Here is a 14,756-nt window from a genome sequence, read left to right as displayed (position 1 = left end):
GCTTTCGAAAACGCCTTGCCTAATTAATGCTTACCATGTGATTCGCGTTGATAGAGATCAATAGCCCTTAATACGTCAGTTCGGCTAATTACGCCCACTAATTGCCCTTCATAATCAACCACGGGATATACTTTTGGTTTGTTACTTCCTAAAGTTTGGGCTAGGTCTACAATCGCTGTGTCCACGTTCACGGTCAACACTTCAGCGCTCATGCAATCTTCCACGTTAGCTGATTGCTCGTTATGGTAAGTGCCCTTCAACATCATTTGTAAGCAATCTTGTTCTGATAAAAACCCAATTACTTGGGCATTTTGATCAACCACTGGACCACCGCTTTGATTCGCCGATACGAGCAGCGCCACCGCCTCTTCAACCGGCATTTTTCGAGTAAATTTTAACGGATGTCGATTCATATAATCTTTTATCTTAATCGAACGCATGGGTTTACTCCTTGTTAAAACAGCAGATTACTCTCGATAGATGGCTATTTCTTTACCTGCTTTGCTAGTTTTGTATCCACGGTACATGCCTTCAGTATTAAACGGCATACTCACGTTACCTGCAGCATCAAGAATGATTACGCCACCGGTACCACCCGCTGGCAACAAAGTTTCATGAATAACTTGCTCGCCGGCTTCGGTGATGGTTTCTCCTAAGTATTTCACGCGGTTACAAATATCCGCTGCTACGTGATAGCGAATAAAGTATTCCCCATGGCCGGTAGCCGAAACGGCACAACTTGCATTATCGGCCCATGTTCCCGCACCAATAATCGGTGAATCGCCAACACGCCCATATTGTTTCGCGGTCATTCCACCTGTTGATGTGCCGGCAACCAAATTACCCTCAATATCAAGCGCTACGGCACCCACTGTTCCCATGTTAAACATTGGATTAGTATGCTCAGTAGCGGCGATAACCCGAGCATCATTGTTTTCACTATTACTCTGCAAATTACGAATTGCATTTTGCAACTGCTCAAACCGATGCTCGGTATTGAAGTAGCTGTTGTGTACCATGGTTAAACCTTGTTCACGAGCAAACTGTTCAGCGCCAACGCCGCTTAACATGACATGGCGAGAGTTTTCCATAACGCTTCTAGCAAGCTCAATGGGGCTTTTAACACGCCCTACACCCGCAACTGCACCGGCATTACGAGTACCGCCATGCATAATTGAGGCATCTAATTCATGGCCACCCTCATAGGTGTACACAGCACCTTTACCCGCATTAAATAACGGATTATCCTCCATGCTTTGAATGGCCGCGATTACCGCATCAGTGCTACTCCCGCCTTCCTCTAAAATTTCATAACCGATATCCAGCGCGAGCTCAAGGGCCGCATTAAATTGCGCTTCACCCTCAGCACTCATGCTTTCTCGGGTAATAGTGCCGGCGCCACCATGAATAACAATGGCGATTGGCGTTGCTGAAAAATCTGAGGTAGTGGATTCGGCTTCTGGCGAATCACTGCAAGCAGTTAACCCAAATGCTGCCGCGAGTGCCATTGCAGGTAGCATCGCACACCCTTGGAACTTCGCCAGAATGTTAGATTTCAAGCGCATTGTACTTTTTTCCGTACCCGAACGTTTTTTGTTGTTTAACATCTTTGCCTTCTTAACCCAATTATCGTTCATAAAATCCTCGATTCTAGTTCTCTTCAGCTTTATAAAGATAGCTTAATATCAACACGCTTGTTGCTCGCGTACAAGCCCTTTGCGGTGTTATCCTTAGCATATAAGTTTAAACCATAAGAGAAAACACGCCATGACAACGCCAACTATTTATTGGCACGATTATGAGGCCGGAGGTGTTAATCCTCGCGCTGATAGGCCGATGCAATTTGCCGGTATTCGCACCGATCAAGAATTAAACATTATCGGCAAGCCGTTAAAAATGTACTGCCAACTATCACCCGATTATCTACCCCACCCTGAAGCGTGTTTGATTACCGGTATTACGCCTCAAGCGGCAAATCAAAGAGGCTTACCTGAATGTGAATTCGCGCGCAGAATTCACCATGAGTTTAGCCAACCCGCAACAACGATCGTAGGCTACAACAATATACGCTACGACGATGAGATGAGCCGGTTTTTGTTCTACCGAAATTTTATTGACCCCTATGCCTACAGCTGGGAAAACGAAAATTCCCGCTGGGATTTACTTACTCTTGTGCGCGCTACTTATGCGCTGCGCCCTGAAGGCATAGAATGGCCGGTAAACGATGAAGGCCAAGTAAGTTTAAAACTCGATAAACTTGCACCTGCCAACGGAATTGAGCACAGCGATGCGCACGATGCCATGGCCGATGTTTACGCCAGCATTGCTCTTGCGAAAAAAATACTGCACACACAGCCGAAATTATATGCCTACAGTTTCAACATTCGGCAAAAAAAGAAACTAATTGATTTAGTAGAGAGCGCGCTGGTGAATCAAGCGATGCTGGTTCACGTAAGTGGTTTTTATGGTGCAGAATCGCGCTACGTAAGTTGGGTGTATCCTCTGGCTTTTCATCCGGAAAATAAGAACCAGCTCATTGCATGGCGCTTAGATAGGGATCCCGAAATGTGGCGTTCCCTATCCCCTGCTGAAATACGGGAAAATCTTTATGCAAACCGAGATGACCTCAAGGGTGAACGCCCTGGTTTGATAACCATTACATTGAATCAATGCCCCTTTTTAGCACCAGCGAAAACTCTGGCAGGACCACAAGCAGAACATGCGGGCATCGATGTTTTAGCGATTACAAACAACAGAACTCGCCTCGCCGAAGATAGTGAGTTACGGGACCACCTTATTGGTGCATTCCTTACATCCGACGAGGTCATGCACGGTGAAAATCATGGAAACACTGCTAGTGAACAAGATCCGGATTTAGCACTCTACTCGGGCGGTTTCTTTAGCACACAAGCGAAAACGCACATGACCATGATCAAACAAGCAAGCCCAGAACAACTCGCCGCGCTTGATTTGCCTTTTGATGATCCCCGCTTACCCTCTTTGCTTTTCCGCTATCGTGCACGAAATTTTCCACAAACGTTGAGTGCTAATGAACAGCAACGTTGGAAGCAACATTGCCAAAGTAGATTAGTACACGGCGGCGATGGTTTCTTATCGAGTGATGAGTTTGTTCTGAAACTGGAGCAGCTCGCTGAATTGCATCAACAAGACCCGAAGAGGATGGCTATATTGAAATCTCTTGCCGATTATTTGATGGCGATTTAGACCTTAGAAATTTTGAGCTTATCGAGTGTATTGGCAAAGCATAAACTTTATCAGTCTGCTAATTTAGAATAAAAAAAGCCCCAGCAATTGCTGGGGCTTCTCGTATCATGAACCACTACTTAGAAAGTGTAACCTAAGTTAAAGAACACACGACGACCAATTTGATCGTATTGTGAGTACATCATTGCGTTACCCGTAACGTATGCACGTGATGGGCTTCCTTTAGGTGGCTTCTTATCGAACAGGTTATTTACGCCGAAGGTAAGGTCAACACCATCACCAAACTCTCTGTTTACTGAGAATGTGTGATAAACGGTAGTTGGAGCACTTGCTACAAAGCGTACTTCCTCACCACGGTAGGTTCCAAAAGCACCGTTCGTATAAAGGCTATCATTGCTTACCTTACTTACATAACGAAGAGCATAATTGAAACTTAATGCGTCGCGAACCAAGCCAATATTCAGCGTTCCAGAATGTTTTGGGCTACCCAAGCGGCCTACAGAGTTAATATTCTCGCTATTAGGTAAACGTTTTACACTTCGCTCAAACTGAATAGTATGGTCTAAACGAACTCGTAAACCACCAAACCGAGTTTCATCCATGTAGGTAAACACAACGTCGGCACCACGAACTCTCTGCTCCGCGATGTTTTCATACCCACCGTAAGTTTCTACGATATTGAAGTTATCCCCGGCTTCACCGCCATCATTACGGTCAAACTGATTACAGTAAGGTTCTGTTTCAAAGTTTTCCGAGTTATAACAGAGTGATAGGATATCTGGACCACTTAAGTTGTTAATTTGATTACGAATGGTTACGTCATAGTAATCTACAGAGCCCGCAAAGCGATCATCTTCTGAAGACCAAACCAAACCGATACCTTCAGAAACAGATGTTTCAGCTTCAAGTGTACCTGCCCCTCCTCGAGTTATTGCAGTTGCTGAGCCATAGTTAGAGGCGTAATCCGCTGGTATGCCATCGGATTGACAATTCGCAGCCGCTATTGGATTTAGTGTGCCTGCGTCAAGGCGCTCAGCCCAATCAAAACAAGGGTCGCTGGTCTGCTGAAAGAAGCTCGTTTGATCTTGTAGAAATAATTCATACAACGCAGGTGAACGGAACGAGGTGCCGCGCGAGGCACGGAGCCTGAAGCCGTTGCCAATTGTCCAGTTTGAGCTCAACTTGAATGTGTCCCCCGTTCCATAAGTTGACACATCCGTATGGCGCACTGAACCTGTAACATCAAGAGCTTCAATGAAAGGAAGATCTCGAAGTAAGGGTGCATTTATTTCTGCATACACAGCTTTAGTGTTTGATTTACCCGCAGTTATACCCGAGCTAGTCATTCCCCACGAGTTGCCTTGGAGGGTCATTTCACCCGGTGTATCTTGAATTTCATCAGTTTGATAAGAAAAACCAATTGCGGTAGCTAAAGTACCCGCAGGAAGATCATATAAGTCACCTGTAATATAGGCATCGAGAGTGTCTTGTTTGTAGATAGTTTTTCCGGTTTCGGTATCAAATAGAAAATCCCGAGTGCCTTGATCAAAGTTCCCGAAAATATAGTCTGGCGTGAAAAAATCAATCGCGTAGCAAGGGCGGTTTGAAATAGGCGAGAACTCACCTTCACAGGGATCACCCCACACTGCGTTTGCAGCCATAACAAGAGCATCATCTAAAATGATTTTTTGTTGATACTCACCGCTGTTTACCGTTCTTTGATACGAAACATCCCAATTCCAGTAACCCAATGATCCTTCAAAGCCCAACACCGCACGGCTATAATCTACAGTCGTAACATTACCTGAGTGATCAGTAACCGCTGTTGGATCCAAATAAACGTACCCGTCCCAACCATCAACTAATCCTATCCATGCAGGAATAAAGGGTTCCCAAAATTGGCGATAGCCATTCGTGGTTGTTTCCCGTCGGCTGTGTAATAGCTCAGCATACATTGATATCGTGTCAGACAAGTCGTAATCACCTTGCATAAATACTGACGTTACTTCAGTTTCCGGAATCATCGTTTCCAAATACTGAAACGGGTGATCGCTGTTAATCCAAGCATCAGAAGGTCTATCGTATCCTGCTGGGAACCAACCCTCTGGAGCGGCAATATCGCCAACTTGTGTTTGCTCATATACCGGTACAGGGTTATCAGCAAAATATCCGGTATGATCGAAGTATGTTACTTGTGATAAGTAATTAGGAGCCCCAGCGTCCCATAACCACATACCATATGGTAAATCGTTACAATGCGGATTGCCTGTGCGCGGATCAACCGGATCTACTTGTTGACCCGTTTCGGGAGAGAATACATATCGTTGACCACACTCATAGTGGTCTCTATCACCACGCTGCAACTCTGTTTGTAAATTATAATCAGCTACTAAGCGAAATGAGCCACGATCAAAAGATTTACCCCAAGTACCATTCACGCGAAAGTTTTCGCCGCCTGTCTCAAGTGGTTGACTACCACTAACGTTGATAGCGGATTCATCGCCTCGCTTGGTGATGATGTTAATTACGCCAGCAACCGCATCCGAACCATAAAGAGATGAAGCACCATCCTTCAAGATCTCTACTCGTTCTACCGCTGATACTGGAAGCGCATTCATATCAAACGCAGAAACCTGACCGCGCGTACCCGCTGGTCCCGCTCTCCGTCCATTAAGAAGCACAAGTGTTCGATTCGCACCTAAGCCTCGCATCGAGATAGATTCCGCACCTGCGCCGCCTGGCGTAACTGCACCAACTGATTGAGATGCGATAAGCTGGTTTGAACCTGTTGCAATAGTTGCAGTGCGCAATAATTCGCCGAGCGTATTTAAACCTTGCTCAGTAGCGAGTTCAGCGCTAATGATGTCGATTGGAGTGGCACTATCGAGACCATCAGTACGAATACGAGATCCTACAACCTGAATCCTTTCAGGGCGGTCACTTTCTACTTCCTCTTCGTCTTCGTCTTCCTGAGCACTTACTGAACCTGCAAAGGCTAAAGTAGATGCTGCGCCGAAAGCCAAAGCTAAACGAACAGATTTGCTTATTTTATTATTAGTAAACATTTAGTTACTCCCCGGGGGTGTATAGCCGCTTGCGTGTTGTGCGTTCAAATTTAATTTTGCTGTTGTTAACACATACAACGGCTGACTTTTCAGCGGATTAACAACAATAAAATTAAGATTTAAAGCCAACTTCTTATGTATTTATTGTTTAAATTATATTAACGAGTGCTGCTCAAATTTCGCTTACAGGCGCTCTTGCTGCCATGTACCTATCTAACCTACAAGCTAAATGTCATAATAATGTTAATCAACCTCGAAAATCAACATAACGAACGCACAAATTCAGTTAATTTTTAAAAAGTTCCTAAATAACGAAAAAAAAAGCGCCAATCTTTATGATTAGCGCTTTTTAATAATTTTTTGAGCTTTATGTTGTTGGCTTGGTTTGTTGTTTTGGCCCTACTTTAAATAAACAAGCCAAGGCTGGAATTAGTATAAGTGCACCTAACATGTTCCAAATAAACATAAAGGTAAGTAGTAATCCCATGTCGGCTTGGAACTTAATCGGTGACCAAATCCAAGTTGCTACACCAATAGCTAACGTTAAGCCGGTGAATCCAACCGCTTTACCGGTTTTTGATAGTGCAAACAAGTAACTCTCGGTAAGGTTCTCGCCTTTATTCAGGGCTTCCCGCATTTTGCTATAGATGTAGATACCATAATCAACGCCTATCCCTACCCCCAGCGCAATAACAGGCAAGGTAGCAACTTTCACGCCAATACCGAGCATCGACATTAACGCTTGGCTCATGATGGTAGTGAACATGAGCGGAAGCACGATACACAACACAGTTCGAATGCTCCGGAAGGTAATAAAGCAAAGCACAATTACCACACCGTAAACCCAAACTAACATGCGAAACTGAGCATCCTCTATCACCACATTAGTGGCTGCTTCAATCCCGGAATTACCAGCTGCCAGTAGGAAGTTAACGGAATCCGAGGGGTATTGCTCAGAGAAGCCACGCACCTCATCAACCACTCGATTTAAAGTATCCGCTTTATGATCGTTCAGATAAATAATGATAGGCGCCATGCTGCAATCATTATTGATCAAACCACTCGGTGCTTGCGAGATAGAAGCGTTGATAATGAAATTATCGCGGTTAACGCTCGACCACTTCAAGTTACCTTCATTGGTTCCGGCCATACCCAGCTTTGATACGTAAACGATTGAGCGCACGGCTTGCACACCCGGCACGTTTTCCATGTGCCATTGGAAGCGATCAATCAAGGCTAAATTCTCATAAGCAATACATTCACCAGGCGCTGTTTCCGCCATAACCACGAATATATCGGTACTGGCACTATAATTAGCCACTTGAAAGGCATTATCCAAGTTGTAACGAGAATCTGCGCGTAATTCAGGCGCACCGCTATCGAGGTCACCAATTTGCAAGTTTTGAGCTTGATAAACACCCCAAATGCTCATTAGCACGGCGACACCTACAGCGCCAAACGCCCATTTGCGTTGCGTGAATCTATCAAATAGCTGAAAAATTGGGTGATCTTCCCCTTGTACTCGCTTCATGTAAGCCACCCCACCTTTGCTCACGCCAAGGTATGATGTGAGGATGGGCAGTAGGCCTAGATTAGTAAGTACGATAACCGCAACCCCGATACTCGCAGCAATCGCGAGCTCTTTAATTACGGCGATATCAATAACCATCAGCGTGGTGAAGCCAACGGCATCAGAAACTAACGCGGTTAGGCCGGCAATGTATAAGCCACGGAACGCAAGACGCGAGGCATCAATTTTATTGGCGCCATCGGCATGATTTGCCACAACCGCATTAATGATTTGCACACCATGACTCACCCCAATGGCGAACACCAAAAATGGTACCAACATTGAATATGGGTTAATGCCGCTACCGATAAGCTTAATGATACCTAATTGCCAAATTACCGCGATCACGGAACACAGCAGTACAACAGCTGATGAGCGTAAACACCGGCTGTACCAGAACAGCATTCCAAAGGTGATAACCATCGCGATAATGAAAAACACGCCCACAAGTAAGGCGCCATCAATCAGATCACCAACAACCTTGGCGAAGCCAACCACTTGAATATTGATATTTTCAGATTCGAACTTGTTACGAATTTCGCTTTCAATTCGTTGTGAGAATTGATGATAATCCAGCGCTTCGCCAGTTTCGGGATCGATCTCATTCAAGGGAACGTATATTAGTGCAGAACGAAAGTTATTAGCTACAAGATCGCCAACGGTACCAGAGCGCAAAATGTTCTGCCGTAGCTGCGCTAGCGATTCTTCGCTGCCATCATAGTTTTGTGGAATAACAGGCCCACCAACAAAACCATCTTCAGTAACCTCAGACCACCTTACATTCGGGGTCCAAATAGAACGCATGCCAGAGCGGTTAACACCATTCAAAAATGATAGTTCATCGGTTACTTGCCGAAGCAAATCTTGATATTCAGGATCAAAAATATCACCCTCGGTGGTTTCCACAGAAACGCGAATGGCATTACCGAGCGCAGATAAATCATCACCGTATTTAAAGTAATTTTGTACAAACTCATGATTCGCAGGAATCATTTTTTGTAAACTAGCGTCTGGCCGAACTTGCGCGGCGTGATAGAGTAAAAAAGCTGTGATAGCTGCAAATACCACCACCCAAAACATGCGATAGCGAAATAGCATATTTTCAGCGAACGAAGCTTTGCCATAAGTTTCCACCTGACCGTTAGCCTTTGGTGGGTTTGCTTTATTTGAATCTTGCATTTACTTCTATCCCCTTATTGGCCAGTAGCCGGCAGCGCAAAAGTTTGCAGGCCAGCACGGCCCAATAAAATCACTTCGTTTCCGATACCTTGCTGAATGTCGCTTATCGGAGAACCGGATGGATGATTGAAAACGTTTACTTGCATAGTATCAGGCTCGATAACCGCCATCACCCCTGCGTGCCCCACCAGCACGATACGGCCATCTGCTAGTGCTACACCGCCGTTCAGGTTATATCGAGTATCCACATCAACCGGCGTAAAGTTATAGCCATCTTCTGCCACGAATACATTGCCGCGCAAACCATAAACCCAAAGGCCACCATTATCATCGAACAACGCACCGAATAATGAGCCATGATAGGGTGAGTCTAGCATTTCGAAGGTTTCGCCCATATCATCACTGCGCGCTAACAAACCTGCTTCACCGATCAAAATCAAGCTATCGTTTGGGCCAGCTACCAGCTTGTTAATGTGATAGCCAATCACGTTATCAATTGCATCATTCGCTACCTGCCAGCTGGCGCCACCATCGGTTGTCCGTAAAATAGTACCAAAGGCGCCAACCGCCATACCAACATCGCGATTGAAAAAATGCACATCAAGCAACGGCTTTGTGGGCCCTACCTCGAACTGTATTTCAGCACCACCCATTTGAAACGATAATTCATCGAGAGCATATTCAAGCTCTTCTCGCTCATATTCATCTTCGGTATCTTCAATTGCTGCCGCAAGCTCAGCTTCTTTTTCTTGTAGCCAAGAATACTCAAGCTCTAGAAGCTCATGACCATCAAGAACCATTCGCCAATCTTCACCGCCGTTGGTGCTTTGTAAAAGCACCCCTTGGTGACCAGCAGCCCACATATAATTATCATCAATAACCGATACGGAGGTTAGAAGAATACTGGTAGGAACATTGCTTTGTTGCCATTCAGATGCGGGAGAACCGATTAAGATAGTGCCGTAATCGCCAACAACAACAAAATTTTGCCCGATTTTTTCTGCCCCTAACAATAAACCTTGGGTGGCACGAGGCGCATTTGGCGCAGCGGTAAAGAGCGGATCGTAGGTTTCGGCAACCACTGGCTGGCTGAGTGCAGCGCCGGTTAAAAGCGCTGAAACCATACCTGCTAAAGCAATCCGTTTCATATTTTAGGTACTCCAGATGTCATCACAGACCGGTATTTGATCTGATTAAAATTATTCTCGTACCTGATTGTATAGTCTAACGGGCGTTTGAAAACCCCCGAATTGAAATTTTCTTGTATTTTATTTTGTTGAAAATTGGTGTAGCTTACATAATTAACCCCATCCGAATTATTTCGGACTGGTGTTCCAATAATAAAGAACGCACAGGAACTTAAGGACAACGACAATGAAAAAAATCATGCTTACTGCTGGGGTTATGGCGCTTTCGCTTGTCTCCGCGGGCGTCAACGCAGCAGTTTCAGAAGAAAATGCCGCACGTTTGGCGCAAGACTTAACTCCGTTAGGCGCTGAGCGTGCTGGCAACGCCGACGGCTCAATTCCAGAATGGACTGGCGGTTTATCGCGCCCTGGTGAAGATATTCATCGTCCACAGAATCCATTTCCGGACGACGAACCGCTCTACACCATCACTAGCGAGAATTTAGATGAGCATCGGGAACGTTTAAGCCCCGGGCAAATTGCCATGTTTGAGCGTTACGACACGTATAAGATGCACATTTACCAAACACGGCGTACTGCAGCTTACCCGCAAGAAATCTACGATATCGTAAAAGCTAACGCAGAAAATGCGTCACTCGTAGAAGGTGGTAATGGCCTTGAAGGATTCAGTGGTTACGTACCTTTTCCTGTGCCAAATGATGGTTTAGAGGTTATTTGGAATCATTTAACACGTTATCGTGGCGGTGCAGTGCAACGTACAGTTGGTCAGTTCCCTGTTCAGGCAAACGGTACTTATGAAATGGTTCGCTTGCGCGAGCAACTCGTGTGGCCAGAAGAGCTCAGCGGTGGCCGTGATGAGCGTGCAGACGACAATATTCTATTCTACTTCTTGCAAGAGGTTCTTGCTCCAGCACGTTTAACCGGAACCGTGTTGTTATTACACGACACGATTAACCAAGCGAAAGAAAGCCGCCGGGCATGGTTGTACAATGCTGGTCAACGCCGTGTGCGTCGAGCTCCTAACGTTGCATACGATGGACCAGGCACAGCTTCAGATGGTTTGCGTACCTCTGATGGCTTAGATATGTTCAATGGTGCACCAGATAAATACGATTGGACACTGGTAGGCAAGAAAGAGATGTATATCCCTTACAACAACTACAAGTTGTTGGATGACAGCCTCACCTACGATCAAATCATACAGCCAGGCCATATGAATCAAGACCATGTGCGTTATGAATTGCATCGGGTTTGGGTTGTTGAGGCAACAGTGAAAGATGGCGAGCGTCACATTTACGCTCAGCGTAACTTCTTCATTGATGAAGACACTTGGACCGCTTCAGTAATTGACCATTACGATGGACGCGGTGAATTGTGGCGTGTAGGTGAAGCTTACAACGTGCAATATTACGGCAACGACGTACCTTGGATGGCAGCTGAAGCGCTGTATGACCTAAACAACGGGCGTTATCTAGTACTTGGCTTAGCCAACGAAGAAGGCGATTTCATGAACTTCGATATCGAACCTAGTCGTCAAGAGTTTACCCAACAAGCGCTACGCCGTATGGGTATCCGTTAAAATTCGTTTAGAAAGTGTAAAAAGGCTGAGTATTTACTCAGCCTTTTTTATTTCCTAGATAACTACTTCAACTCATCTTGAGTGGATATTTATAACTTTTTACTAAAACGAGTTATCAAACTCGAGGTGTCGAAGCGACTTCCACCATTTTGTTGTACATCGGCATAAAATTGGTCGATTAATGCGGTAACGGGTAGTGACGAACCATTTTTATGTGCTTCTTGTAATGCAATATTTAGATCTTTACGCATCCAATCAACTGCAAAACCGAACTCAAACTCGCCCGCCCACATGGTTTTTGAGCGATTTTCCATTTGCCAACTACCAGCAGAACCTTGGCTAATAGCCGCCACTAATTTTTCCTGATCTAACCCAGCATTTTTAGCAAATTGCAATCCCTCGGCGAGGCCCTGCACCACGCCCGCGATACAAATTTGATTTACCATCTTTGCTAATTGCCCAGAACCAACGGGCCCCTGCAAACCAACATGCTTTGCGTACGTATCTAACATCGCAGAAACTTGCAATAAATCGTTTGATTCACCGCCTACCATGATAGTGAGCTGACCGTTTTCAGCGCCGGCTTGTCCACCAGATACGGGCGCATCGAGAAACGCAATTTTATGCTCTGCCGCAGCATCAGCTAATTCTCGTGCTAATTCTGCCGATGCAGTTGTATGGTCGACTAAGATACTATCGGCAGCCATGCCATTTAAAACACCCGTATCACCATATACAACGCTTCGAACATCATCGTCGTTGCCAACACACACAAAAACCACATCAGCGCCGTTAGCTGCTTCTCCAGGCGTTTTAGCAACTCTGCCAGCATATTCCTCTTGCCATTTCAGCGCTTTCGCTGTTGTACGATTAAAAACACAAACGTCATAACCTGCATTCTGTAGGTGTCCAGCCATTGGGTAACCCATTACGCCAAGCCCAATAAATGCTACTGAAGTTGTCATTTTGTATCCTTTTTTAATAAGAGGTGTTGATACCGCCCCAGCTGTCGATAAGGCGATTGCTTCCGATATTGTAATTCAAGAGCGAGTAATTGTTCCGCATCATGATCGGGCTTTCGCATGTAATCATGAAAACAACGCACGCCTGAGTGTGTGATCAAACTTACGGGATATTGCCCGAGACGCGCCAAAATATCATCTGGCTTAAGTGGGTTATTCGGGCTAAACCTCACTTTTTTCTTCACTTTTAGGCCGGCATTCACATAATCGAAGTTGCCATAAATCATATTCGCCATTCGTTTCGCATCAATGTTGTAGAACATTAACGAGAGCCACCCACCAGGCCTTACTCTTTCGATCAATAAACTCAACGCAGTGAAGGGATCGGCAAGCCATTCGAGCACTGCATGGCAAAGTACAACATCAAACTTTTCATCGCCAATTGCTTGGGATAAATTTTGCACGCTTGAGTGAATATACCGATATTGCCCCTGCAAGCCCAATTGGTTATGGAAATCGGCAGCACTACTCACCATTTCTGCGGCTATATCTGTGTGCGTAACCTGATATCCCGCCTCAGCAAAAAGGCGATTAATTTGCCCAAGGCCAGCGCCAACATCGAGACATGTAGGTGCAGAATCAGAAGAGCCAGATATTGGCTGATACAAGAAATCTAAATCAGCACTGAGCACCGCCTCACGTATCCGCCCTTTTTCAGTTTCGTAGATATTCTTAGCAAACCGCTCAACATCTACATCAAATTCACGATCCAATGATTTACGCCTTAGAATGATGGAACCGAATCAGAAAATCGAACTCGGTTTTAATAAAGAGAATTATGCAGGATTATCGATGTCAATAAATGTTACCTTTAAGCCCATTTCCGCCGCTATTTTCTCACCAAGCGCTTTTACACCGTAACGCTCAGTGGCATGGTGCCCAGCAGCGATGAATTGAATGCCACATTCACGCGCTACATGAATAGTTTGTTCAGAAACCTCGCCAGTAATGAACACATCCGCACCTGCTGCTAATGCATCTTCAATAAAGCCTTGGCCACCGCCGGTACAAACGGCGATGCGCTTAACCATCGCCGATGAAATCTCGGTTGCTACCAGCTCCCGATTTAATATCTGAGTTAAACGTTGAGCGAGTTCTGTACCGGAAATCTCCGCACTCAAAGTACCAATTTGTAAAATCCCCGTAGGCGTCATTCCAGTTACTGGCTCAACTTTGGTTACGCCAAGCAACCCTAAAAGCTGTGCGTTGTTCCCAAAATCAGGATGAATATCAAGGGGCAAATGATACGCAAAGAGGTTCATATCGGCGGCTAACAACGCGCCTATACGTTTTCGCTTCATGCCGATTATAGGCTGCGATTCACCTTTCCAGAAGTAACCATGGTGAACAAGTAATGCATCGGCACCTGCTGCAACTGCAGCGTCCACAAGTGCTTGGCTGGCGGTTACTCCCGTTACTAAATGGCTTATTGATTCTCGCCCTTCAACCTGAAGGCCATTGGGGCAGTAATCTTGTACTTGCTCGGGTATCAGCCATTCATTTAAACGGTTCAAAAACTCATTACGTTGCATAAATTAGACACTCACGCTAAAAATAGGTATAAAAACATAGTACACAAATATCTTAACACAAAGGGAACACACGATGAGCAAACTTGATAAAGAACAGGTGCTTGCCGATTTTACCGAAGCCTATACAAGCGCTCACGGTAAAGCGCCCACGGTTGAAGAGAAAAGCGGTTGGTACAGCATCAATGGTGATAAAAATGTGCGCTTGGCGCAAGTTGCTGAACTTACCGAGGAATTAAAGAGTGGTTCGGTAAAATCGGCTAAAAAGCCAACAGCAGCTAAATCTACCAGTAAAAAAACTAGCACCAAAGCTAAAACCAGCAGCAAAAAAGCAAGCAAAGGAAAAAGTAGCGGTGGCTTAACTGCCAAAGAATTGTGGAAACAGCATCTAGAAAAAAGCCCAGATGCTCGCCTTCCAAGAGGAATGCAGTAGCAGCAT

Annotated in this window: 11 protein-coding genes; 3 read left to right on the top strand and 8 right to left on the bottom strand. The window is 45.2% G+C overall.

The annotated features are described in order from the left end of the window. Positions 1–23: 23 nt before the first annotated feature. Together CWE08_RS03770 and CWE08_RS03765 are read right to left on the bottom strand one after the other, a co-directional pair. Positions 24–440: a CBS domain-containing protein gene (locus CWE08_RS03770; RefSeq protein WP_126765773.1), complete on the bottom strand. Its 417-nt coding sequence runs from the start codon at positions 438–440 to the stop codon at positions 24–26. Between the two features lie 27 nt (positions 441–467). Then, positions 468–1,508: an isoaspartyl peptidase/L-asparaginase family protein gene (locus CWE08_RS03765; RefSeq protein WP_126766534.1), complete on the bottom strand. Its 1,041-nt coding sequence runs from the start codon at positions 1,506–1,508 to the stop codon at positions 468–470. Positions 1,509–1,767: 259 nt separating this feature from the next. Between CWE08_RS03765 and sbcB the strand changes: the two genes are divergently transcribed. Continuing rightward, entirely contained in the window at positions 1,768–3,225 is a 1,458-nt protein-coding gene (sbcB, locus tag CWE08_RS03760; protein WP_126765771.1) for an exodeoxyribonuclease I, read from the top strand. A gap of 119 nt (positions 3,226–3,344) precedes the next feature. On the opposite strand, the gene CWE08_RS03755 is transcribed toward sbcB, so the two are convergent. The 3 genes from CWE08_RS03755 to CWE08_RS03745 form a co-directional block, all read right to left on the bottom strand. Beyond that, on the bottom strand, positions 3,345–6,290 hold the full coding sequence (locus tag CWE08_RS03755; RefSeq protein WP_126765770.1) for a TonB-dependent receptor domain-containing protein: 2,946 nt from the start codon (positions 6,288–6,290) through the stop codon (positions 3,345–3,347). Between the two features lie 367 nt (positions 6,291–6,657). Then, the gene (locus CWE08_RS03750) at positions 6,658–9,039 is read right to left on the bottom strand and encodes an efflux RND transporter permease subunit (protein WP_198677068.1); all 2,382 of its coding nucleotides are present in this window, start codon (positions 9,037–9,039) and stop codon (positions 6,658–6,660) included. 14 nt (positions 9,040–9,053) lie between these two features. Next, on the bottom strand, positions 9,054–10,187 hold the full coding sequence (locus CWE08_RS03745; protein WP_126765768.1) for a WD40/YVTN/BNR-like repeat-containing protein: 1,134 nt from the start codon (positions 10,185–10,187) through the stop codon (positions 9,054–9,056). Between the two features lie 226 nt (positions 10,188–10,413). Between CWE08_RS03745 and CWE08_RS03740 the strand changes: the two genes are divergently transcribed. Continuing rightward, a complete protein-coding gene (locus CWE08_RS03740; RefSeq protein WP_126765766.1) occupies positions 10,414–11,766 on the top strand; it encodes a DUF1329 domain-containing protein in 1,353 nt (450 codons plus the stop codon). Between the two features lie 89 nt (positions 11,767–11,855). Here the strand turns inward: CWE08_RS03740 and CWE08_RS03735 are convergent, their stop codons facing one another. The 3 genes from CWE08_RS03735 to CWE08_RS03725 all read right to left on the bottom strand — a co-directional run bounded on the left by CWE08_RS03735 (position 11,856) and on the right by CWE08_RS03725 (position 14,320). Next, positions 11,856–12,731 (bottom strand): NAD(P)-dependent oxidoreductase, encoded by an 876-nt coding sequence (locus tag CWE08_RS03735; RefSeq protein WP_126765764.1) that lies wholly within the window; start codon positions 12,729–12,731, stop codon positions 11,856–11,858. Beyond that, entirely contained in the window at positions 12,728–13,501 is a 774-nt protein-coding gene (locus CWE08_RS03730; protein WP_241973824.1) for a methyltransferase domain-containing protein, read from the bottom strand. Before CWE08_RS03730 ends, CWE08_RS03735 begins: the two co-directional genes overlap by 4 nt. A gap of 63 nt (positions 13,502–13,564) precedes the next feature. Continuing rightward, positions 13,565–14,320, bottom strand: a complete 756-nt coding sequence (locus tag CWE08_RS03725) for a Nif3-like dinuclear metal center hexameric protein (protein WP_126765761.1) — start codon at positions 14,318–14,320, stop codon at positions 13,565–13,567. Between the two features lie 73 nt (positions 14,321–14,393). On the opposite strand from CWE08_RS03725, the gene CWE08_RS03720 reads away from it, so the two are divergent. Beyond that, positions 14,394–14,750: a hypothetical protein gene (locus CWE08_RS03720; protein WP_126765760.1), complete on the top strand. Its 357-nt coding sequence runs from the start codon at positions 14,394–14,396 to the stop codon at positions 14,748–14,750. Positions 14,751–14,756 lie beyond the last annotated feature (6 nt).

The organism is Aliidiomarina iranensis (genome assembly GCF_003987135.1).
GTDB lineage: Bacteria > Pseudomonadota > Gammaproteobacteria > Enterobacterales > Alteromonadaceae > Aliidiomarina > Aliidiomarina iranensis.
Note: the sequence above shows the minus strand (reverse complement) of the source record. Positions and strands in the feature narration are given on the sequence as shown.